The sequence below is a fragment of the Variovorax sp. Varisp85 genome, from assembly GCF_047304045.1.
Classification (GTDB): Bacteria; Pseudomonadota; Gammaproteobacteria; order Burkholderiales; family Burkholderiaceae_C; genus Variovorax.
The window spans coordinates 1-19,169 of sequence record NZ_JBGLYN010000100.1 but is presented as its reverse complement, the minus strand read 5'-3'; the positions used below and the strand labels follow the sequence as shown (position 1 = coordinate 19,169).

The window sequence follows — 19,169 nt, the reverse complement described above, 5'->3', positions numbered from 1 at the left end:
ATGGAAGTGGGGAGGGCGCTCACCGGGGCATTCTAAAAGCGGTGCTCGTTCAGGCGCTGGCCCGCATTGTTGGCAGCGCGTATGTGCGGCATGGGGTGATTGGCAGGGCGTTCGGTGGCAGCAAGGATAATCCGCCCCCATGGAAATCATCAGCTTTCTCGTCGACTTCATCCTTCACGTCGACAAGCACCTCGAAGCCTTCGTCATTGCCTACGGGCCCTGGGTCTATGCGCTGCTGTTCCTCATCGTCTTCGTGGAGACCGGCGCGGTGGTGATGCCGTTCCTGCCCGGGGACTCGCTGCTCTTCATCGTGGGCGCGCTGTGCGGCGTGGGGCTCATGAGCTTTCCGCTGGCCTGCGGGATCCTCATCGCCGCGGCCATCCTGGGCGACCAGTGCAACTATTCGATCGGCCGCTACTTCGGGCCGAAGGTGTTCCAGTGGGAGAACTCGCGCTTCTTCAACCGCAAGGCCTTCGACCAGGCCCACGGCTTCTACGAGCGCTATGGCGGCATCACCATCATCCTTGCGCGTTTCATGCCCTTCATCCGCACCTTCGCGCCGTTCGTGGCCGGCGTGGCCGAGATGAGCCGCGCGAAGTTCACCATGTACAACGTGATCGGCGGGCTCCTCTGGGTGCTGGGCATCGCGACCGCGGGTTACTTCTTCGGCAACCTGCCCTTCGTGCGTCAGCATCTGGACAAGATCATCTGGGCGCTGATCTTCGTGCCCGGCCTGCTCGCGATCTTTGGCGCGTGGCGTGCATCGAAGGCAGAGAAGGAGCGCGCGGCGCGGGCCTGACGACTTGCTCCATCAACGACAAAGCGCGCCAATCGGCGCGCTTTGTCGTTCAGGCTGTTATCAGTAGTTCGGCCCGTTGCCCGGGTAGTAGCCGCTGCCCCGCGGATAGCGCTGCTGGTTGTAGTAGTAGTTGCGCTCGTCGGCGCTGCGACCGATCTGGTTGCCGATGATGCCGCCGATGGCCGCGCCACCCACCGTGCTTGCGGTGTTGCCGCCGATGGCATTGCCCACCAGCGCGCCGCCTACGGCGCCTACCCCGGTCCCGAGATTCTGGTTAGGGCCGCTCGCGCAGCCTGCAATCGCCATGACCGAAGTGGCTGCGGCTGCAGCGATCCAGAGACGTGTGTTCATGATGTCCACCTTTCGAGGAGTGATGATTCATCATGTCCGCAAGGCGGTGCCCCGGTGTAGGAGCCTGCCGCACCTGCCTGTGCGGTGTAGCGGGCCGCACGGCGTGGGACGGAAGGCGTGCTTTGGCTTTACAAAAGCCGCAGCGCGAGATCAGAGCTGCCGGCTGCGTGCCAGAGGCGGGTTCTGGGCGAAATAGCGCTGGATGCCGCGCATCAGCGCATCGGCCAGGTTCTCCTGGTAGTCGACACGGCGAAGGTTGGCTTCTTCTTCCGGATTGCTGATGAAGGCGGTCTCCACCAGCACGCTCGGGATGTCCGGCGCCTTCAGCACCGCGAAGCCGGCCTGTTCGACCTGCCCCTTGTGCAGCCGCGCACCGATGCCCTTGATCTCGCCGAGCATTGCGCCGCCGAGCTTCAGGCTGTCGTTGATCTGCGCGGTCGTGCTCATGTCGAGCAGCGCGCGCTGTACCTGTGCCTCGTGATTGCCGACGTTCACGCCGCCAACCTTGTCGGCGTCGTTTTCCTTGTTGGCGAGCCAGCGCGCCGCGCTGCTCGACGCGCCGCTCTGGCTCAGCGCGAACACGCTGGCGCCGCGCGCGGCGGGCGTGGTGAAGGCATCGGCATGGATGCTCACGAACAGGTCGGCCTGCACACGCCGCGCCTTCTGCACGCGCACGCCCAGCGGCACGAAGAAGTCGGCGTCGCGCGTGAGAAACGCGCGCATCGGGCTGCCGTTCACGCTGCTCGCGTTGATGCGCTCGCGCAGCCGGTGCGCCACCTGCAGCACGATGTCTTTCTCGCGCGTGCCGTTGGGGCCGATGGCGCCGGGGTCTTCGCCGCCGTGGCCGGGGTCGAGCGCCACGATGATGATGCGGTCGGTGCGGCTCGCCGTGGCGTCACCGCGTCCGGCGGCTACCGGCGGCGCGACGGGCCTGGCGGGTGCCGCGGCCACCGCAGGCGGCGGGGGACTCAGGGGCACGGGCAGTCCCGTCGGGCGCTCGCTGCCGGTCACCACGGGCGGCGGCGGTGCGGGTGGGCCGGGACGCACCGCCTGCTGTGCCATCAGGTCGCCCAGCGGATCGACGGCCGGCGGGGCGGGGCGTGCCGGTGCGGGCGGTGCGCCGGCCACGGCTGCGGAGCTGTTGTTGCTGTTGCCGCCGCGGGGCGCATCGCGCAGGCGCTCGGCGATCAGCGCTTCCATCGGATCGACCGCCTGCTCGGGATACAGGTCGAGCACCAACCGGTGCTTGTATGCAGCCACGGGCGCGAGCGAGAACACCTGCGGCACCACGGCCTGCTTCAGGTCGAAAACGATGCGCACCACCTTCGGCGCGTTCTGGCCGACGCGCAGGCCGTTGATGTACGGGTCACCCGGCTTGATCTTGCCGACCAGTTCGCGCAGCTCGGGGCTGAGCTCGATGCCTTCGATGTCGACGGCCAGGCGCGGCGGGCTGCCGACCACGAGCTGCTGCGAACTGAGCCGCGCATCGGACTCGATGGTCACGCGCGTGTAGTCGGCCGCCGGCCAGACGCGCACCGCGAGGATGGTGGCGCCGCGTGCGATCTGGTGCACGCCGAGCATCAGCGCGATGCTGCCGCCCTGCAGCAGCACGCGCCGTTTCAGGCCGCGCCCCTTCATGCGGCGGTGCGCGCCAGCAGATCGCTGCCGCGAGGGGTGTTCGCGAGGAGGGTCACGCTGCGTGTGTCGTCGGTCATTGCTTCTATTTTAATAGCGAGGTCGGCAACTGGTGTGCGGCCCGCGGCGTTCTCCGGCCATTCGGCCAGCTTGAGGCCCGGCCCTGCGAAGATGTCGCGGAAGCCGGCGTCGTCCCATTCGCGCGGATCGGCGAAGCGGTAGAAGTCGAAATGGAAGATCTGCAGGCCGTCGGGCGCTTCGTGGGGCTCGACCACCGCGTAGGTGGGGCTCTTGATGCGGCCCGCGATGCCGAGCGCGCGCAGCAGGTGGCGTACGAAAGTGGTCTTGCCGGCGCCGAGGTCGCCTTGCAGCGCGATGAAGGCGTCGCGCAATGCGGGCGAAGCGGCCAGCGATCGCGCGAAGGCGTCGGTGTCGGCTTCGCTGCACCAGCGCAGGATGCGGGTGTTCTTGTGCGTTTCTACAATCGGCAAGTGATCGTCAGCCATCCACTCGTTGTTCGTATTCGGGCTTTGGCCCGGGAGCTCGGATTCTCCCAAATCGGGATCGCGGGCGTCGATCTATCGAGCGCCGAGGACGGTCTGATGCAATGGCTGGCCCATGGGTTCCATGGCGAGATGCAATACATGGCAACACACGGCACGCGCCGTGCCCGTCCGGCCGAACTGGTGCCGGGCACGGTGAGCGTGATCACCGCGCGCATGGACTATTTGCCGCGCAGCACCGAGCCCGAGTGGCAGGCCATCGAGTTCGACCGCCTCACGCGGCCCGGCGAAGCCATCGTCTCGGTCTATGCGCGCGGCCGCGACTACCACAAGGTGCTGCGCAACCGCCTCGCAAAACTGGCCGAGCGCATCGCGCAAGAGGTCGGGCCTTTCGGCCACCGCGCCTTCACCGACTCGGCCCCCGTGCTCGAAGCCGAGCTGGCCTCGCGCAGCGGGCAGGGCTGGCGCGGCAAGCACACGCTGATACTGGACCGCAACGCGGGCTCGATGTTCTTCCTGGGCGAGATCTACGTCGACATGGAACTGCCGCCGAGCGAGCCCGTCACGGCGCACTGCGGCAGCTGCAGTGCCTGCATCGACATCTGCCCCACGCGAGCCATCGTCGCGCCGCAGCGGCTGGATGCGCGGCGCTGCATCTCGTATCTCACCATCGAGCACGGCGGGCCCATTCCGGTGGAGCTGCGCCCCCTGATGGGCAACCGCATCTACGGCTGCGACGACTGCCAGCTGATCTGCCCCTGGAACAAGTTCGCGAAGAAGAGCGAGCTGCCCGACTTCGATGCGCGCGAAGGGCTCACGGGACGCACGCTGGCCGAGCTCTTTGCGTGGACGGAAGAAGATTTTTTGCGCCGCACCGAGGGCAGTCCCATTCGCCGCATCGGGCATGAGCGCTGGCTGCGCAACATCGCCGTGGCACTGGGCAATGCGGCGAGAGCGGGCGAGGCCGGTGCGCTGGAGGCGCTGGCGACACGCGCCGGGCATTCGAGCGAACTCGTGCGCGAGCATGTTGCGTGGGGCCTGGCGCAGCAGGCCGCGGGCTGACACTTCAGGCCGGCAGGATCTCGCGCACGCGCTCCCACGGCCGGCACATCAGCGTGCCGCGCGGCGACACCACGATGGGCCGCTGCAGCAGGATCGGATGCTCGACGATGGCGTCGAGCAGCTGGTCGTCGGTCCATTTCGGATCGGCCAGCTTCAGTTCTTCGTATGGCGCTTCCTTGGCGCGCAGCAGATCGCGCGCACCCATGTTCATCGCCTTCGCCAGCTCGCGCAGCTTCTTCTTCGATGGCGGCGTCTCCAAGTACAGCACGATCTCGGGCTCCACGCCGCTTTCGCGGATCAGCGACAGCACGTTGCGCGAGGTGCTGCAGTTGGGCTTGTGATAGATCGTCATCGGATAGGCGGTGGTCGGCGTGCGTGCGGTCATGGGGTCGAAGGGGTCGTGGTGAAGGGAAAGCGCGCCGCCCAGAAGTCTGCCAGCCGGGGATCGGCATCCACGAGGCGAACCACCCGCGCCATGCGCGGCGCCACGCGGTAGAAGCGCGTGCGCTGCGGCGTCCAGCGCGACATCACGGTCACGTACAGGTCGAGCATGCTCAGCTTCTCGCCGAGCAGGTAGGGCGCGGGCTCGTCGATCTGCGTGTCCATCAGGTGCCAGCAGTGCGCGATGCGCTCGGCGGTGCGTTCGAGCATCACGGCCTGCGCGGCCGGGTCGGGCGTGAGGCGCGTGGGTTCGTCGCGCACCCAGAACAGCGAATAGATGGACGCCGACAGGTAAACCATCCAGCGCAGGTAGCGCGCGCGCAGCGGATCGCCGGGCGCGGGGCAGAGCCCGGCCTCGGGGTAGCGGTCGCCGAGCCAGATCAGGATGGCCGCGCTCTCGGTCATCAACTCGCCCGAAGGCAGCACGAGGGCGGGCACCTGCCGCATCGGATTGATGCTCGACATGCGTTCGCGCTCGGCCTCGCTTTCCCAGGGGGAGATTTCGACGGTTTCGACCTGCGCGCCGATCAGCGTCAGCGCGGCGTGTATGGGGGTGGCGCCCGAACCGGGCGCTCCGTAGAGGGTGTAGCGGTCTTCTCTGGGGGATGGTGATGAAGAACTCATCCCCCCAGATTACTGCAGGCTTGCGCCTGTTGTCACGCCGCCAGCAGCGCGTCGACCTTCTTCAGCCCTTCGAGCGTCTTGAAGCAGGCCTCGGCCACTTCCGTGCCCTTGACCGCGAAGTGGCGGTGGAAGTACTTGCGGTGCTCCACGTGCTCGTGGAAATGATGCGGCGTGAGCACGGCCGAGAAGATCGGCACGTCGGTTTCCAGTTGCAGCGACATCAGCGTGCTGACCACCGTGTTCGCCACGAACTCGTGGCGGTAGATGCCGCCGTCGACCACCAGCGCGCACCCGATGATGGCCGCGTACTTGCCCGAGCTGGCGAGCCGCTTGGCGTGCAGCGGGATCTCGAAGGCGCCCGGCACGTCGAAGATGTCGATGCGTTCGCGGGCCACGCCAAGGCGCGCCATTTCTTCAAGGAAGGCGTCGCGTGCCTGGTGGACGATGTCCGAATGCCATTGCGCTTCGACGAAGGCGATGCGCTCGCCACGCGATGCATTCGACGCGGTGATGGCGGAGAGGGGAAGGTCGTTGATCTGACTCATGGTGTGCCTCTGAAAGCAGGTTTCCTGAATCAGGGCGCACGAAACCGCAAGGCAGGCCGCGCGCTCACGGCAGAACGCGCGGGCTCGCCCGCATTTCGCGCTCTCTTTCATCCGGACTGTGACCGTCGGCTTCGGAATCGCACCGAAATCTGCTGACCCCTAGGCCTGCTTGCGCAGCCTCGGGCGCTCGCGGGCTTGTGCGGTTTTTTACGCCGCCATCACCGCCGGTGGGGAATTGCACCCCGCCCTGAGAACGCTTGCCGTCCGGCGAACCGGACAACGGCGCGATTCTAGAAGCCCGTTGCCGCGCGCGGTTGTCGCCCGCGCGCCAGACCTTCGGGCATAAGGGGATTTTGTCCGGACTTAGCGCCCGGCCAGGAACTGCGTCATGCGGTGCAGTTCGTCGTCCAGCGCCGCGCGGAAGGCCGCGTCGCGTGGCTTCTTGCCGGCGTAGCCGAAAGCCGGCTGCAGCCGGCCCTCGGGCGCCGTCACGTTGGCCCAGCCGATCACTCGGTCGTGCAGGAGCATCGGCAGCGCGTAGTAGCCGAACTGGCGCTTGGGCGCCGGCGTGTAGGCTTCGAACTTGTACGTCCAGTCCCAGAGCAACTCGAAGCGGCGGCGGTCCCACACGACCGGATCGAACGGCGCCAGCAGGCGCACCGCGTCGTCGGGGGCGTGCCGGCGCGAGACGGGGTTCTCGTCGGCGGGCCAGTACCACGTAGTGCCGTCGATGCGGCAGCTCGCGAGTTCTTCGCGGGCGATGCGCAGAGCCGCCTGCGTCTGCTGCGACAGGTGCGGCGCACCATAGCCGAGCAGCCGCACGAGGTACGTCAGGCTCGCGGCCGGCAGCGGCGCGTACTTGCGCACCACCAGTTCGATCAGTGCGGCGGCGCGTTGGGCGCGGCCGGCGGGGCTGTCGTCGGCGGGCTGGTGCGTCACGGCTTCATAGACGCGCGTGCCGCTGTCGCGCCGCACCACGCGCAGCATGCCGCGGTAGTGCATCTCGTCGAGAAGGTGCGTGGTCGCGTTGCTGGAACCGCCCCAGTAGTTCTTGATGCGGCCGTGTGCAAAGTGCTGTTCCACCTGCCGCGGGTGCACGGGGCCGTGTTCCCGCACGTAGGCGAGCACATCGGCTGCCTTGCGCCGCGTGTCGGTGTCCCATGCGCGCTTGGCTTCGCGCGGATGCATCAGTGCCAGGTGCTCGCGCGGCAGGAAGCCGTAGTTGACGAGGCAGTCTTCCTCGATGGCGAGCCGCGTGTAGCGGTTCTCGAGATCGCCTGCGCGGTAGTCCTTCACGCGATGGCGCAGGGTGAGGTCTTGCGCGCGCGCCGGTGCGCGGATCGGATCGGCCTGCACGAAGCCGAGCCGGCGGATCGCGCCCGGCAGCGTGGTCGGCTTGAACAGGGTGCGCGCTATTGCGTATCGGCGCAGGTCGTCGAGGGTCGTGGCAGCCATGGGCGAATTGCAGCACAGGTGGCTGCTGTTCGCGAGGTGTTCAGGGCGCGCTCACGCCGACGGGGTGCCTTGCTCCGCGAATGTCCTCCGGCCTTCGGCCTCCCCCTTTATTTCGCTGCGCAAGGCACCCCGCCGGCGTGAGCGTTCAGCAGAGCGGTTGGACTGCCGGCGCTAGCGGAGCAGAACCCGAGCGCCTAGACGGCCCGCTTGTGCCGCTGGATGCAAACATCCAGCGTCTCTTCGCCGGCCCGTTGCCACCAATCGAGGTTCGAAAAGATCTCGACCTCGCTGAACCCAGCGAAACCCGCGTCCTCCACCCAGCCGCGGATCTTCTTCAGTTCGACCACGCCATCGCCCATCATCCCGCGGTCGGAGAGCAGGTCGCGCGTGGGCGTGAGCCAGTCGCAGACGTGGTAAGCCAGCAACCGTTCGCGGCCGGCGCGGGCGATCTGCTGCTGCAGCTTCGGGTCCCACCACACGTGGTAGATGTCCAGGGCCACGCCGAGCATGCCGGTCTTGCCCGCATCGAGTTCGTCGCACAGGTCGAGCGCGTGTTCCAGCGTGTTGATGCACGCGCGGTCGGCCGCCTGCATCGGGTGCAGGGGCTCGATGGCCAGCGGCATGCCGACTTCGCGGGCGTATTCGAGCGAGGCTGCGATGCCGTCGTGCACCTCGCCGCGCGCGCGGCCGATGTCCTTGTAGGCGGCCTTGCCTTCGAGCGCACCGGGCAACGCGCCGACCACGAGTACGAGGCAGGGTGCACCGAGCGTCTTCGCTTCGTCGATGGCGCGGCGGTTGTCGTCGAGCGCAGCTTTCAGGCCTGCAGCGTCGGGTGCGGGAAAGAAGCCGCCCCGGCAGTAGCCCGACAGGCCGATGCCGTGCGCTTTCAGCTGCTTGGCCACCTTGTCGAGCCCGACAGCCGTCACCTGGTCACGCCAGGGGCTGATGGCGCGGATGCCGCGTTCGGCGCACTGGTCGATGATTCGGTCGAGCGGCACCTCGAAGCCCGACTGCTTGCGGATGGTGGCGGTGTTGATCGACAGCCAGTCGTGGTTCTGCGAGAAATCGCGCATGGCCTTGCTCATCCTTCCACGCCGTGCAGTGCCAGCAGCGTCTTCATGCGCCGAACGGCCAGCTCGGGTTGCTCCAGCAGGTTCGCCGCATCGGCCAGCCTGAACAGTTCGGCGAAGTGCTGCAGCGAACGCGTGCTCTGCTGGCCGCCCACCATCGTGAAGTGCTTCTGGTGGCCGTTGAGCCAGGCCATGAATACCACGCCGGTCTTGTAGAAGCGCGTGGGCGCCGCGAAGATGTGGCGGGACAGCGGCACCGTGGGGCCGAGGATCGCGTGGAACTTCTCGGTGCGGCCCTGGGCCAGTGCGCCCAGCGCGGCGCTCGCGGCGGGAGCGATGGCGTCGAAGATGCCAAGCAGTGCGTCGCTCTGGCCGTGCGTCGGCTCATTTCCGAACCCGTCGCCCGCAATCAGCTCGGCGTAGTTGAAATCGTCGCCCGTGTACATGCGAACGCCCTGGGGCAGCCGCCGGCGCATCGCGATTTCCTTGTCCTTGTCGAGCAGCGAGATCTTGATGCCGTCGACCTTGCCTGGATGCGCCGCGATGATGCCCACGGCGGTGTCCATCGCTGCATCGACATCCTTCGTGCCCCAATAGCCGGCCAGCGCCGGGTCGAACATGTCGCCGAGCCAGTGCAGCACCACCGGCTGCTTCGCCTGGCGCAGGATGCGGTCGTACACGCGCTCGTAGTCGGCCGGGCTCTTGGCCACGCGGGCCAGCGCTCGGCTGGCCATCACGATGAGCTTGCCGCCGAGCGCCTCGATGGCGGCCATCTGCTCTTCGTAGCCGCGGATCACGTCGTCGGCGCTCTTCACGTCGTCGATGTTGAGGTGGTCGGTGCCGCAACCCGAAGCGACCAGCGCGCCCGGCACGTCCTTCGCGGCATCGAGCGAGCGTCGGATCAGCTCCAGCGAGGTCGGCCAGTCGAGCCCCATGCCGCGCTGCGCGGTGTCCATGGCCTCGGCTACGCCCAGGCCCAGCGAGAACAGGTGGCGGCGGTAGGCGATGGTGGTGTCCCAGTCGACCGCGCACTGCAGCCATGGGTCGATGGCCGCGAGCGGGTCGGCTACGACGTGCGCGGCCGAGTAGGCGATGCGGTTGAACTTGACGCACGCATCGGGCTTGACCGGTGCGCTGCCGCGCAGGGCGAAGGGCGCGAGGGTGCCGCTCGCGGTGGGGAGGGTCAGTGAAAGTGCCATGCTGCCTGCCTCAGACTTTCAGCGCGGGCACGTCGACCCAGCGGCGGTCCTTCCACGACTCGAGTGCGGCCTCGACCAGCTGCACGCCCTTGGCGCCTTCGGGCAGCGTCCATTTGTAAGGCTCGTTCTCGACCACGTGGCGAATGAAGTGCTCCCACTGGATCTTGAAGCCGTTGTCGTAGACCTGCGAATCCGGAATCTCCTGCCACTGGTCGAAGAAGTTCATGGTCTGCTTCTCGTCGGGGTTCCACACCGGGCGCGGCGTGGCGACGCGGCTCTGCGCGCGGCAGCTCGACAAGCCCGCGACGGCGGAGCCATCGGTGCCGTCCACATGGAAGGTCACGAGGTCGTCGCGGCGCACGCGCGTCGCCCAGCTCATGTTGATCTGCGCGATCACCGGCTCGCCGTTGTGGCCCGTGAGTTCGCAGGTGGCATAGGCGGCATCGTCGGCGGTGGCTTCGTAGGGTTTGCCGGCTTCGTCCCAGCGCTTCGGGATGTGAGTGGTACCCAGGCAGCTCACCGACTTCACTTCGCCGAACAGGTTGTCCAGCACATAGCGCCAGTGGCACATCATGTCCAGGATCATCCCGCCGCCGTCTTCCTTGCGGTAGTTCCAGCTCGGGCGCTGGATGGGCTGCAGGTCGCCCTCGAACACCCAGTAGCCGAACTCCAGGCGCACGCTGAGCATGCGGCCGAAGAAGCCGGCGCGGCGCAGCATGTCGAGCTTGCGCAGGCCCGGGAGAAAGAGCTTGTCCTGCACCGCGCCATGCTTCAAGCCGGATCCTTCGGCCAGGCGCGCGATCTCAACGGCTTCGTTCAGGTTGGTGGCGATCGGCTTCTCGCAGTACACGTGCTTCCCGGCGCGGATGGCCTTGGCCAGCAGCATGGGACGCATCTGCGTGGTGCCGGCATCGAAGAAGAGGGTGTCGTCCTTGTTCTCGAGCGCCTTGTCGAGATCGGTGCCCCAGCGCGCGATGTCGTGGGCCTTGGCAAGCGCTTCCATCTTCTCGGCGTTGCGGCCGATGAGGATCGGGTCGGGCATGACCTTGTCGCCGTTCGACAGCGTCACGCCGCCTTGCGCGCGAATGGCGCAGATCGAGCGGATCAGGTGCTGGTTCATGCCCATGCGGCCGGTGACGCCGTGCATGATGATTCCTAGACGTTGGGTGGCCATCGTTTTCTTCCTTGAGATGCGAGAGAGATTGAGAAGTTGGCTTCAGTAGACGGAACGCATGGCGTCCCAGGAGATGCCGGCGCCGGGTCTGCCGGTGGCGAAGCCGGGCGCGGTGGTAAGCGAGGACAGGTCGAGCTGGCCCTCGCGGATGGCGAGGCGCACAGCGCCGTCGCTCAGTTCGTACAGGCCCGGGTGGGCGCGCAGCAGGGCCTGCTGTTCGGCTTCAGGCGCCGCGGCCAGGCCGTTGACATAGTGGTGGCCGTTGCGCTCGACGTGCGACAGCCCGAGCCATGCGACCAGTGCCAGGTCTTGCTGCACGCCCAGGCCGGCCTGCATGGTCAAGTCTTCGCCTGAGAGAAAGTAGCGTGCGGCGTCATCGGTCGAGTTCCACTGCGCGCAGCGCGCCGCGTTGACGACCGACTTGTAGAAACCCTTGCAACTCTTGCTCGACACCCCGGTGTAGCCCAGCGCGCGGGCCTGCACGAAGGCATCGAGCGTGGCGTCCGATTCGTCGATGAGCAGCGCAATGCGCTTGCCCAGCGCGGACACGTCGCGCTGCAGCGCCGCGTCGCGGCGGATCGGCTGTTCGACGAAGACCGTCTTCTGCGCGAGCTTCCAGAGCACGGGCGTGGACAGCATGCGGTCCAGGAAGGTGGCGAACGCATCGGCGTCGGCGTATTGCTCGTTGCCATCGAGCGTCACCAACTGCGCGTGCTCGTCGATGACGTGGGCGATGCGTTGGAGGCGCGCGATGTCCTGTGCGGTGTTGCCGCACAGCTTGAGCTTGAAGTGCGTGAGGCCGTAGCGGCGCACGGCGGCTTCGAGAGTCCTCGGAAGGCCGTCGGCGGGGGCGTCCGGCAGGGCGTCGTAGTCGTCGATGGCATCGGCCAGGCCCACCGTATGGCGTGCCGCGATGCGAGTGCGCGGCGATTGCTTCGCCAGGAAGGCCGACATGTCGAAGCCGGTGAGGTCATCCGCGAGGCCGCTGCCTGCGATGTCGAGGCCGCAGAGGTTGCCGCTCATGGCCGTCGCGAAGCTCACGCCACTGCGCAGGCACAGCGCGTCGAGCAGGGCGCGGTCGATCAGTGCAGGGCCGTAGCTGGCCACCAGCGGTTGCAGGCCCTTGGCCTTGGCGCGCGCCTGCAGCGCCGCGTAGTTCGATGCGAAGTGTGTCCACGCGGTTTGCGCATCGGGCTCGGCGATATAGGCCTCGCGCGCATCGCGCAGCGCAAAGCGCAGTTGCTCGAAGTTCTGTTCGTTGGTGAGCGCCGGGTTCTTGTCGAACCACTTGGGCACCATCATCTCGGCGGCGCAGCCCTCGGCCGTGCGGCCGTTTGAAAAGCGGATGCGGGCTTTCACATAGACCTGCGGGCAGGCCGTGACGGTCGCCGCACCGAAGCGGAACGGCAGCCGCAGCGCCACGTCGCGCTCGGCAAAGCGGATCTCCTCGACATGAAAACGGATTGCATCCATGGCCGGCGCCTTCAGTGGTCCAGGATGCCTTGCGAGAAGAAATGCGCGCGCACCAGCTTCGTGTACGCGCCGAACTCGGCTGAGCCCATCATGTCGAGCGTGCGGGGGCGCGGCAGGTCGATGTCGTAAACAGCGGCAATCGAACCTGGCCGCTCGCTCATCACGATCACGCGGTCCGACAGGAAGATCGCCTCGGGGATGCTGTGGGTGATCAGCATCACCGTCTTCTTCGACGCCATCCAGATGCGCTGCAGCTCAAGGTTCATCTTCTCGCGCGTCATCGCGTCGAGCGCACCGAAGGGCTCGTCCATCAGCAGCACCGACGGGTCGTGTAGCAGCGCGCGGCAGATCGAGGCGCGTTGCTGCATGCCGCCCGAGAGCTGCCAGGGGTACTTGCCCTCGAAGCCCTTGAGGCCAGCCATTTCCATCAGCTCGCGTGCGCGGGCTTGCGAGGCCGCCTTGGGCAGGTGGCGCATCTCGGCCTGCAGCAGGATGTTGTCTTCCACGCTGCGCCAGGGCAGCAGCACCGCGCTCTGGAACACGATGCCCACGTCCTTCTGCGGCCCCTTGATCGGCTTGCCCGCCAGCGTGAGCTCGCCGCCGCTGATGGGCAGCAGGCCCGCCACCATCTTCAGCAGCGTGCTCTTGCCGCAGCCCGAGGGGCCGACGACGGAGATGAACTCGCCTTCCTTGACGGAGAAGGCTAGAGGCCTGAGCGACTCGACCGGGCCGTCCTTGCTTTGGTAGGTCTTCGAGACGCCGCGCGCCTCGATCAGGACATCAGTGGACATGGAGAGTAGTTAAAGGACGGAAGCGGACGAGGCGGCGGGATGCTGAGGTCTTTTCGGGGAACACCGCGGAACCGGCTTTGCCGGGCCGCAGGTGTTGCCCCCGGTAGGGGGGAAGGAGAAGCGACACGAAGTGCGTGGAGCCTGGGGGCGAGCCTGCTTACGGCAGGAAGTCGAGGGTCACGTAGTCCTCAGGCTTGCCGCGCGTCGACGGATCCATGCCGCCGTACTGCACCAGCAGGTCGAGCGAGTCGTTCACGTTCTTCATCGCGACGCGGAATGGGCGCTGGTTGGCCGTTTCCTTCGTGTGATAGAGCGCCACGCTCTGCTTCATGCCCACGATCAGCGTGTCGCGCACGCCTGCTTTAGGGTTGGCCTTGAGCATCGCATCGACAGCGGCTTCGGGGCTCTTCTCGGCGGCTTCGGCGGCCTTGGTCGAGGCGCGCATGAAGCGCTTCACGAGGTCGGGGTTCTCGGTCAGAAGGTTCTTGTTGGCGATGATTCCGGAGCTGATCTGGTTCACGCCGGAGTCGGCAAAGCGGATCGGCGTCACGGGCTTGCCGGTGGCGTCCTGCAGCTTGATCGCCTGGTCCATCACGTAGCCCAGCAGCAGGTCGGCCTGGCCGTTGGTCACCGCATTGAGCTTGGTCTGGGCGTCCCCCGAGACGATCTTCACCTGGTCCGGCGAGATGTTGTTGACCTTGAGGAACAGCGGCCACATCTGGGACATCGAATCGCCGGGCGTGACGGCCACGGTCTTGCCGACGATGTCCTTCGGCACCCTGATGTTCTTCTCGGTGAAGCCCATGACCGACATCGGGCTCACCTGGAACAGCACGCCGGTCGACTTCAGCGGCGCGCCCTTGGCGGCGGCCTTGATCATGGTCGTGACGTCGATGTAGCCGAAGGTGGCCGACTTGGCGGCCACCGCCTGCGCGGTGACGGCGGAGCCGCGGCCCTCCTGGATCTCGAGGTCGATGCCTTCGTCGGCGTAGAAGCCCTTTTCCCTGCCGAGGAAGAAGGGCGCGTGCTCGCTGTAGAGGTACCAGTTGAGCATCAGCGTGACCTTGTCCTTGGGCTTGTCGGCCTGCGCGTGGGCGGGAGCGATAGCGAAGGTGACGAGCGCTGCGGCGGCGAGCAGCGAGGGAAGCAGCTTCTTCATGGTCTTGTCTCCGGGAGTTGTTGGCTTGGCGAAGGAACTCATTGGGCGTGGCGCTGCGAGGCGTGCCACGGAATCATCACGCGCTCGATGAGGTCGACGGCGACGAAAAGAATCACGCCGATGCTCGACAGCACGACCAGCGCGGCGAACATCAGCGGCAGGTCGAAGTTGCCGTTGGCCACCTGCAGCACGTAGCCGATGCCCGAGTTGGAGCCGACGAACTCGCCGACCACCGCACCCACCACGGCCAGCGTGACCGACACCTTCAGGCCGCTGAAGATCGCGGGCATGGCTTGCGGCAGGCTGATCTTGAAGAAGGTCTGCAGGCGGCTCGCGCCCATCGAGCGGGCCAGGTCGAGCATGTCGGGCTCGACCGACTTGAAGCCCATCACCGTGGACACCACCACCGGGAAGAAGCCCAGCAGGAAGGCGCTGATCACCTTCGGGAAGATGCCGAAGCCGAACCACACCACGAACAGCGGCGCGATCGCCACCTTGGGGATGCTCTGCGAGAACACCAGCAGCGGGTACACGTACGACTCGACGACGCGCGAGTAGGCGATGACCATCGCGATCGGAATGCCGATCAGGATCGTCAGGCCGAAGCCGCCGAGCGTGGCGAGCGTGGTCTTCCAGCTCTCGCCGAGCAGGCGCGGCCATTCGACGACGAGCTGCTTCACGACCTCCCACGGCGGCGGGATCAGGTAGGCCGGAATCCTGAAGAGGCGGATTGCCAGGTCCCACAGCACCAGCAGCAACAGGATCAGGATGAAAGGACGCAGGGCCGGAGAGAGCAGGAGCTTGCGGAACATGGCGGGTACCGAGGCGTGCGTGCGCGTCTACTGCTGCGCCGACAGGCCGGCAGCTTTCACGAGCTGCGCGTTGCTGGCGATTTCCTCCTTGATGTAGGCGTCGAACTGCTCGGGCTTGAGCGTCCATGCATCGGCGCCGAGCTTGGCGAAGCGCTCCTTCACCTCGGGCGAGGCCAGCGCCTTCGCCACTTCGGCGTTCAGCCGCTCGACGATGTCGCGCGGGGTCCTGGCGGGCGCCATCATTCCGATCCAGAAGTTGAATTCGGAGCCGGGCACGCCGGCTTCGGTGGTCGTGGGCACGTCGGGCAGGGCTGCGGCGCGCTTGGGCGAACCGACGGCCAGCGCCAGCAGCTGGCCTTCCTTGATCTGGCCGATGACCGGTGCGATGGGCGAGAAGTAATAGTCGACGCGGCCCGAGAGCACCTCGGTGACGGCCTCGCCCGATCCCTTGAAGGGGATGTTGGTGGCGTCTATCTTCGCGGCCATCTTGAATTTCTCGGCGTTCAGGTGCGTGGCGCTGCCTTGGCCGGCAGAGGCGAAGTTCATGCTGCCGGGCTTGGCGCGCGCGGCGGCAAGCAGCTGCGGCAGCGTCTTGATGTTCTTCGTGGGCGAGATGACCAGCGCGTTGGGCAGCGACGAGATGGGGGTGACGCCTGCGAAGTCGTGCAGCGTGTCGAAGGGCAGCTTGGCGAAGGTCGAGGGGCTCACCGTATGCGACGACGAGTGGATCATCACTGTGTAGCCGTCGGGCGCGGCCGTGGCCACCGCCTGCTGGCCGATGGTGCCGCTCGCGCCGCCTCGGTTGTCAATGACCAGCGCCTGGCCCATGCTGAGGCTCATCTTGTCGGCGATGGCACGCGCAATGATGTCGGTGGTGCTGCCGGCCGCGAAGGGCACGACCACTCGGATCGGCTTGCTGGGGTAGGCGCCCTGCGCGGAGGCCACGCACGGCAGCAGGGCAAGGACGCAGGTCAGCGAGGCAAGGAACTTCATGGAATGTCTCCGCGCGGTCGGGCCGTCTTCTCGAATCGATCAATTCACCATTGAGTGAATTATTCATTGTAGAAACGGCTGCGCCGCAGCGTCAACGGCTGCTGCCTAGTGAATACCCGGGGTGTGCGAAAGTGCGCTGAGGCTCAGTGCAGGACGTAGCCCAGCACGAGGTCGGTCATGTGCGAGAGGCGTTGCGCCATTGCCTTGGGTGCGCGCAGGTCGCGCCCGAAGATGGCCGACAGCGTGTGGTTGTTCGAGAGATAGAAGTAGCAGAGCGACGCGATGGAGATGTACAGCTGCACCGGGTCCACGCCGGCGCGGAACAGCTTGTCGCGGCGGCCGCGCTCGAGCACCGTGTCGAGCAGCTGCACCAGTGGCGAGTTCATTTCCTGGATGCGTTCGGAGCGTTTCAGGTGTGCCGCGCAGTGCAGGTTCTCGCTGTTGAGCAGCGTGATGAACTCGGGGTGCTCGAGGTAGTAGTGCCAGGTGAACGACACCAGCTGGCGGATGGCCTCGACCGGCTCGATCTCGTCGAGGTGCAGGCGCTGCTCGGCCGCGCGGATGTCGGCGTAGACGCGCTCCAGCACCGCGAGGAACAGATCGTCCTTGCTGCCGAAGTAGTAGTAGATGAGGCGCTTGTTGAGGCCTGCGCGCTCGGCGATGCTGTCCATGCGCGCACCGGCAAGGCCGCGCTCCGCGAACTCGTCGCGTGCGGACGCGAGGATGGCGAGCTGCGAACGGTCTGCGTCGCGCGAGCGGGGCTCGAGCGCTTCGGGCGTGGGTTCCTTGGGGGCCTTCATGGCGAGAATTTAACCAATTGGTGAATTAACGCAAGGCGCCTGGAGTGGGCACAGAGAATTGCCGAAGACATTGCAGCTGAGGTTCTACTTCTCATGAGTACATCACAACCCGCGGGCCACCTGATCGTCGAGTGCCGGGTCGGATCCCGCGCTCGGCGAAGCAGCGGCACTCGCAGGGCCGAGCGCGGGCGCTGCAGGCGAAAAAAAAGCCCGCAGAGCGGGCTTTTTGATTCAGGAGCGCGAAGCTCCCGAGCGCTTACTTGACGTGCTTGCCGATCAGCGCGGCCAGCTCGAACATCGACACTTGCGGCTTGCCGAAGATTTCCTTCAGCTTGGCGTCGGCGTTGATGTTGCGCTTGTTGGCCTTGTCTTGCAGGTTGTTCTTCTTGATGTAGTCCCACAGCTTGCTCACCACAGCGGTGCGCGGCAGAGGCGTCGAACCGACCACAGCGGCCAGGGCCGGGCTGGGGGTCAGGGCCTTCATGAACGCAGCGTTGGGGGTGCGCTTCTTGGCGGGAGCGGCCTTCTTTGCAGGAGCCTTCTTCGCCGGAGCAGCCTTCTTTGCAGGAGCAGCCTTCTTGGCGGGTGCCGCTGCCTTCTTGGCCGGAGCGGCCTTCTTTGCAGGAGCCGCAGCCTTCTTCGCGGGAGCGGCCTTCTTTGCCGGAGCTTTCTTGGCCGGAGCCTTCTTTGCAGTTGCCATGGTTGATTTCCTTTTTTGGTTGAACGTTCACCAATGAAAAACTTGCGTCTCCAGTGGCAATGCGGATGCTAAATGAGAAGAAACGCGTTTCCAAGGGAAAAAGCGCTTTTTTCATTGGGAGCTGTTGTTTTTTCAGAGGGGAGAAGCGCGCTTTTTCACGTTCGGCGACCGGGCCACGTTGCAAGCACCACGCCCACGAGCGCGATCACGAACGCAACCAGCTGTGGCGAAGAGAGGCTTTCACCCAGTACGAGCACGCCCACGAGGGCCGCGCTCACGGGCAGCATCACGGCGAAAACGCCCGCCTGTGCGGCTGGTACGTGGCGAAGTCCGGTCATCCAGAGCCACACCGTCCAGATGCTCGCGGCAAGCGCGTAGGCCACGAGCAGCGCCCAGGTGCCGAAGCGCACCGAGGTGAAGTCGAACTGCAGCGCGAACCAGATGCCGAAGGGCATCGAGAGCACGAAGCCCCAGAGATTGATGAGCGAGGCGATGCGCTTGGGCCCCAGCCGCCCCGTGAGCGACTTGCCGATCACCGCATACGCCGTCTCGCACAGCACCGCGCAGAACACCAGCAGGTTGCCGAGCCAGGGCATGGACGATTGCGTGGAGGCGGGCGATGCCTGCGCGTGCGCTGGCGACAACGCGAGCAGGCCGATGCCGAGCGCGGCGCAGCCGATGGCCAGGCCGATGCGCACGGTGATGCGTTCGCGCAGGAAGAGCCAGCTCGCGACGGCCACGCATGCGGGGATCGACGCCATGATCACGCCCGCGGACACAGCACTCGTCAGGCTTACGCCGAACAGCATGCAGATCGAGAACATGAAGTTGCCGAGGAAGGACTCGAGGAACACCAGCCAGCGCGTGCGCGCCGCCATCGGTGGCTCGTCGGTCGCGCGCTTGAGCCAATGCGGCATGGCCAGCGCGGCGATGCCGAAGCGCAGCCAAGCAAGCAGCAGCACCGGAAAGGCCGCAACAAGGGGTTTGGAAAGGGCGACGTAGCCGCCGACGAGCGACATGCTCAAGGCCAGGCAGCCGTAGGCCACGAGGCGGCCTGATGCAGGGGTAGCGGAGTTCAATAGACTGAAGCCATGTAATTGCGGAGAAAGCGATTTCGATGATGCCCCACGTTTTTGTCTACGGCACGCTGCGCCGCGGCGGGCGCAACGACATCGCGCGCTACCGGCCCGCGCCGGTGTGGATCGGCGAGGCGGGCATCGCCGGCACGCTGTACGACCTGGGCGCCTATCCGGGCGTCGTGCTGGGTGGGACGCGGCGTGTGAGGGGCGAGGTCTACGTCATCGAGCCCGCCGTCGAGGCGGCGCTCGATGTGCTCGAAGAGGTGGCTGCCGACGGCTCGGGTGAGTACATCAAACGACAGGTGCGGGTGGAGGTTGGCAGCCATTGGTTCGACTGCCTGGTCTACGAGATCCATCCAGCGCGCATCGCGGGCCGTCGTGTGATCGAAAGCGGCGACTGGATCGCACATGCGGCGCGCGGCGATGCCTGGTTTTCACAACCGAAAGACTGATTGCGCATAGCGAAATCCACGACTGTTGCGCTGCAATATTTTTTCTCAATAT

Annotated in this window: 21 protein-coding genes and 1 riboswitch; of the genes, 3 read left to right on the top strand and 18 right to left on the bottom strand. The window is 66.4% G+C overall.

Features of this window, described 5'->3' with window-relative positions; translation table 11 throughout:
* Nucleotides 1–139: 139 nt before the first annotated feature.
* The gene (locus ACCC97_RS27280) at nt 140–799 is read left to right on the top strand and encodes a DedA family protein (protein ID WP_007836574.1); all 660 of its coding nucleotides are present in this window, start codon (nt 140–142) and stop codon (nt 797–799) included.
* Nucleotides 800–859: 60 nt separating this feature from the next.
* Here the strand turns inward: ACCC97_RS27280 and ACCC97_RS27275 are convergent, their stop codons facing one another.
* From ACCC97_RS27275 to tsaE, 3 genes are all read right to left on the bottom strand, one after another.
* Nucleotides 860–1,150, bottom strand: coding sequence for a glycine zipper domain-containing protein (locus ACCC97_RS27275; RefSeq protein ID WP_413336086.1), 291 nt, complete (start codon nt 1,148–1,150; stop codon nt 860–862).
* A 150-nt stretch (nt 1,151–1,300) separates the two neighbouring features.
* On the bottom strand, nt 1,301–2,788 hold the full coding sequence (locus tag ACCC97_RS27270; RefSeq protein ID WP_413336084.1) for an N-acetylmuramoyl-L-alanine amidase: 1,488 nt from the start codon (nt 2,786–2,788) through the stop codon (nt 1,301–1,303).
* Nucleotides 2,785–3,291: a tRNA (adenosine(37)-N6)-threonylcarbamoyltransferase complex ATPase subunit type 1 TsaE gene (tsaE, locus tag ACCC97_RS27265; protein WP_007836569.1), complete on the bottom strand. Its 507-nt coding sequence runs from the start codon at nt 3,289–3,291 to the stop codon at nt 2,785–2,787. The genes ACCC97_RS27270 and tsaE overlap by 4 nt, the downstream gene beginning before the upstream one ends.
* Here tsaE and queG point away from each other — a divergent pair.
* Nucleotides 3,277–4,350, top strand: coding sequence for a tRNA epoxyqueuosine(34) reductase QueG (gene queG / locus ACCC97_RS27260; RefSeq protein WP_413336082.1), 1,074 nt, complete (start codon nt 3,277–3,279; stop codon nt 4,348–4,350). The two genes, tsaE and queG, sit on opposite strands and share 15 nt — an antisense overlap.
* A 4-nt stretch (nt 4,351–4,354) precedes the next feature.
* Here the strand turns inward: queG and arsC are convergent, their stop codons facing one another.
* From arsC to ACCC97_RS27185, 15 genes are all read right to left on the bottom strand, one after another.
* A complete protein-coding gene (gene arsC / locus ACCC97_RS27255) occupies nt 4,355–4,735 on the bottom strand; it encodes an arsenate reductase (glutaredoxin) (protein WP_413336081.1) in 381 nt (126 codons plus the stop codon).
* The gene (locus ACCC97_RS27250) at nt 4,732–5,415 is read right to left on the bottom strand and encodes a glutathione S-transferase family protein (RefSeq protein WP_413312501.1); all 684 of its coding nucleotides are present in this window, start codon (nt 5,413–5,415) and stop codon (nt 4,732–4,734) included. The genes arsC and ACCC97_RS27250 overlap by 4 nt, the downstream gene beginning before the upstream one ends.
* 32 nt (nt 5,416–5,447) lie before the next feature.
* Complete coding sequence (locus tag ACCC97_RS27245; RefSeq protein ID WP_007836561.1) at nt 5,448–5,960, bottom strand: 6,7-dimethyl-8-ribityllumazine synthase; 513 nt, start codon at nt 5,958–5,960, stop codon at nt 5,448–5,450.
* A 95-nt stretch (nt 5,961–6,055) separates the two neighbouring features.
* Nucleotides 6,056–6,219, bottom strand: a riboswitch (FMN riboswitch).
* Nucleotides 6,220–6,323: 104 nt separating this feature from the next.
* Nucleotides 6,324–7,415, bottom strand: a complete 1,092-nt coding sequence (locus ACCC97_RS27240; protein WP_413336079.1) for a DNA glycosylase AlkZ-like family protein — start codon at nt 7,413–7,415, stop codon at nt 6,324–6,326.
* 194 nt (nt 7,416–7,609) lie between these two features.
* Nucleotides 7,610–8,488 carry a sugar phosphate isomerase/epimerase family protein gene (locus ACCC97_RS27235; RefSeq protein WP_413336078.1) on the bottom strand — a complete coding sequence of 293 codons (879 nt, stop codon included), beginning with the start codon at nt 8,486–8,488 and terminating at the stop codon, nt 7,610–7,612.
* Between the two features lie 8 nt (nt 8,489–8,496).
* Entirely contained in the window at nt 8,497–9,684 is a 1,188-nt protein-coding gene (locus tag ACCC97_RS27230; RefSeq protein WP_007832477.1) for a dihydrodipicolinate synthase family protein, read from the bottom strand.
* Between the two features lie 10 nt (nt 9,685–9,694).
* Nucleotides 9,695–10,858: a Gfo/Idh/MocA family protein gene (locus tag ACCC97_RS27225; protein ID WP_007832478.1), complete on the bottom strand. Its 1,164-nt coding sequence runs from the start codon at nt 10,856–10,858 to the stop codon at nt 9,695–9,697.
* Between the two features lie 42 nt (nt 10,859–10,900).
* The gene (locus tag ACCC97_RS27220) at nt 10,901–12,331 is read right to left on the bottom strand and encodes an enolase C-terminal domain-like protein (RefSeq protein ID WP_413336075.1); all 1,431 of its coding nucleotides are present in this window, start codon (nt 12,329–12,331) and stop codon (nt 10,901–10,903) included.
* A gap of 11 nt (nt 12,332–12,342) precedes the next feature.
* Nucleotides 12,343–13,122 (bottom strand): ABC transporter ATP-binding protein, encoded by a 780-nt coding sequence (locus ACCC97_RS27215; RefSeq protein WP_413336074.1) that lies wholly within the window; start codon nt 13,120–13,122, stop codon nt 12,343–12,345.
* A 157-nt stretch (nt 13,123–13,279) separates the two neighbouring features.
* Nucleotides 13,280–14,281 carry an ABC transporter substrate-binding protein gene (locus ACCC97_RS27210; protein WP_007832482.1) on the bottom strand — a complete coding sequence of 334 codons (1,002 nt, stop codon included), beginning with the start codon at nt 14,279–14,281 and terminating at the stop codon, nt 13,280–13,282.
* Between the two features lie 38 nt (nt 14,282–14,319).
* Entirely contained in the window at nt 14,320–15,093 is a 774-nt protein-coding gene (locus ACCC97_RS27205; protein WP_413336071.1) for an ABC transporter permease, read from the bottom strand.
* A gap of 27 nt (nt 15,094–15,120) precedes the next feature.
* On the bottom strand, nt 15,121–16,086 hold the full coding sequence (locus ACCC97_RS27200; RefSeq protein ID WP_413336069.1) for a tripartite tricarboxylate transporter substrate binding protein: 966 nt from the start codon (nt 16,084–16,086) through the stop codon (nt 15,121–15,123).
* 143 nt (nt 16,087–16,229) lie between these two features.
* Complete coding sequence (locus tag ACCC97_RS27195) at nt 16,230–16,886, bottom strand: TetR/AcrR family transcriptional regulator (RefSeq protein ID WP_007832485.1); 657 nt, start codon at nt 16,884–16,886, stop codon at nt 16,230–16,232.
* A gap of 256 nt (nt 16,887–17,142) precedes the next feature.
* On the bottom strand, nt 17,143–17,586 hold the full coding sequence (locus ACCC97_RS27190) for an SWIB/MDM2 domain-containing protein (protein ID WP_007832487.1): 444 nt from the start codon (nt 17,584–17,586) through the stop codon (nt 17,143–17,145).
* A 155-nt stretch (nt 17,587–17,741) separates the two neighbouring features.
* The gene (locus ACCC97_RS27185; RefSeq protein WP_042673253.1) at nt 17,742–18,665 is read right to left on the bottom strand and encodes a DMT family transporter; all 924 of its coding nucleotides are present in this window, start codon (nt 18,663–18,665) and stop codon (nt 17,742–17,744) included.
* Nucleotides 18,666–18,703: 38 nt separating this feature from the next.
* On the opposite strand from ACCC97_RS27185, the gene ACCC97_RS27180 reads away from it, so the two are divergent.
* Nucleotides 18,704–19,117 carry a gamma-glutamylcyclotransferase gene (locus tag ACCC97_RS27180; RefSeq protein WP_413336067.1) on the top strand — a complete coding sequence of 138 codons (414 nt, stop codon included), beginning with the start codon at nt 18,704–18,706 and terminating at the stop codon, nt 19,115–19,117.
* Nucleotides 19,118–19,169: the final 52 nt, after the last annotated feature.

Bases quoted from the DNA above. Each gene is read 5' to 3' on its own strand.
- ACCC97_RS27270 (WP_413336084.1), bottom strand. From the start codon at position 2,788: ATGAAGGGGCGCGGCCTGAAACGGCGCGTGCTGCTGCAGGGCGGCAGC.
- ACCC97_RS27280 (WP_007836574.1), top strand. From the start codon at position 140: ATGGAAATCATCAGCTTTCTCGTCGACTTCATCCTTCACGTCGACAAG.
- ACCC97_RS27180 (WP_413336067.1), top strand. From the start codon at position 18,704: ATGATGCCCCACGTTTTTGTCTACGGCACGCTGCGCCGCGGCGGGCGC.
- tsaE (WP_007836569.1), bottom strand. From the start codon at position 3,291: ATGGCTGACGATCACTTGCCGATTGTAGAAACGCACAAGAACACCCGC.
- ACCC97_RS27205 (WP_413336071.1), bottom strand. From the start codon at position 15,093: ATGTTCCGCAAGCTCCTGCTCTCTCCGGCCCTGCGTCCTTTCATCCTG.
- ACCC97_RS27235 (WP_413336078.1), bottom strand. From the start codon at position 8,488: ATGCGCGATTTCTCGCAGAACCACGACTGGCTGTCGATCAACACCGCC.
- ACCC97_RS27230 (WP_007832477.1), bottom strand. From the start codon at position 9,684: ATGGCACTTTCACTGACCCTCCCCACCGCGAGCGGCACCCTCGCGCCC.
- ACCC97_RS27215 (WP_413336074.1), bottom strand. From the start codon at position 13,122: ATGTCCACTGATGTCCTGATCGAGGCGCGCGGCGTCTCGAAGACCTAC.
- ACCC97_RS27210 (WP_007832482.1), bottom strand. From the start codon at position 14,281: ATGAAGAAGCTGCTTCCCTCGCTGCTCGCCGCCGCAGCGCTCGTCACC.
- ACCC97_RS27190 (WP_007832487.1), bottom strand. From the start codon at position 17,586: ATGGCAACTGCAAAGAAGGCTCCGGCCAAGAAAGCTCCGGCAAAGAAG.
- ACCC97_RS27225 (WP_007832478.1), bottom strand. From the start codon at position 10,858: ATGGCCACCCAACGTCTAGGAATCATCATGCACGGCGTCACCGGCCGC.
- ACCC97_RS27275 (WP_413336086.1), bottom strand. From the start codon at position 1,150: ATGAACACACGTCTCTGGATCGCTGCAGCCGCAGCCACTTCGGTCATG.
- ACCC97_RS27245 (WP_007836561.1), bottom strand. From the start codon at position 5,960: ATGAGTCAGATCAACGACCTTCCCCTCTCCGCCATCACCGCGTCGAAT.
- ACCC97_RS27220 (WP_413336075.1), bottom strand. From the start codon at position 12,331: ATGGATGCAATCCGTTTTCATGTCGAGGAGATCCGCTTTGCCGAGCGC.
- ACCC97_RS27195 (WP_007832485.1), bottom strand. From the start codon at position 16,886: ATGAAGGCCCCCAAGGAACCCACGCCCGAAGCGCTCGAGCCCCGCTCG.
- arsC (WP_413336081.1), bottom strand. From the start codon at position 4,735: ATGACCGCACGCACGCCGACCACCGCCTATCCGATGACGATCTATCAC.
- ACCC97_RS27200 (WP_413336069.1), bottom strand. From the start codon at position 16,086: ATGAAGTTCCTTGCCTCGCTGACCTGCGTCCTTGCCCTGCTGCCGTGC.
- ACCC97_RS27250 (WP_413312501.1), bottom strand. From the start codon at position 5,415: ATGAGTTCTTCATCACCATCCCCCAGAGAAGACCGCTACACCCTCTAC.
- ACCC97_RS27240 (WP_413336079.1), bottom strand. From the start codon at position 7,415: ATGGCTGCCACGACCCTCGACGACCTGCGCCGATACGCAATAGCGCGC.